Here is a 737-nt window from a genome sequence, read left to right as displayed (position 1 = left end):
GCCCCGGCGAGGCCGCCTGCAGCGCCGCCGGCCAGGCGGCCCCGGGCGGGCGCTGCGCGAAGAACTGCTCGGCCGCATTCGGGCTCACGAACATCACGAGGCCGACGCTGCCGAGCCCGTGCCACGCGGCGTGCAGCTCGGCGGGGTCGTCGACCGGCCGGATGTCGATCAGCGGCAAGGCCTGGGCATCGAGCCCGGCCGCGCGCAACCCGTCGACCCACTCGCGCGCCTGGGCCGCAGGCCGCGTGACCAGCACGCGCAGCGACGCAGCGGCGTCAGCCGGCTCCGAGGTAGGCATCGGCACCCGCGGACCTCAGTTGCGCCGCAGCCAGCTCGCCCAGGCTGCGGGCGGCGCGAGCGTCGGCGACGGCCGCCGCCGAGGTCGTGTGCAGCAGCGGGCGCGTCGGGTCGTCGACATGGCCGAGCGCCGCGGTGAGGCGCAGCATCGCGCCGTCCCACACGGCATGCGCCGCCAGCGGCATGCTGCAGCTGCCGCCCAGCGAGCGCGACACCGCGCGCTCCGCCTCGGCGACCCACCACGTGGGCCGGTCGGCCAGCTGCGCCAGCGCCTCGCGCAGCGCCGGCTGGTCGCTGCGGATCTCGATGCCGAGCGCGCCCTGCCCGGCCGCCGGGATCATCTCGTCGACCGCGAACAGCGCGCGGATGCGCTGCGCGAGGCCGAGCCGCTTCAGGCCGGCGGCGGCCAGCACGATCGCGTCGTACTGGCCGTCGTCGAG

At 77.5% G+C, this 737-nt stretch carries 1 protein-coding gene and 1 pseudogene; both read right to left on the bottom strand.

What is annotated here, in order from left to right:
• On the bottom strand, positions 1-298 hold a 298-nt coding region (locus AC1D01_RS37290), incomplete at its 3' end, for a uroporphyrinogen-III synthase (RefSeq protein ID WP_477874934.1).
• Positions 276-737: pseudogene (locus AC1D01_RS37285) on the bottom strand (hydroxymethylbilane synthase); the annotation flags it as partial. The pseudogene AC1D01_RS37285 and the gene AC1D01_RS37290, both read right to left, overlap by 23 nt.

This window comes from Rhizobacter sp. P3_B12, assembly GCF_056402895.1.
The sequence above is the reverse complement of the archived record's forward strand: the minus strand, read 5'-3'. Positions and strand labels throughout refer to the sequence as shown.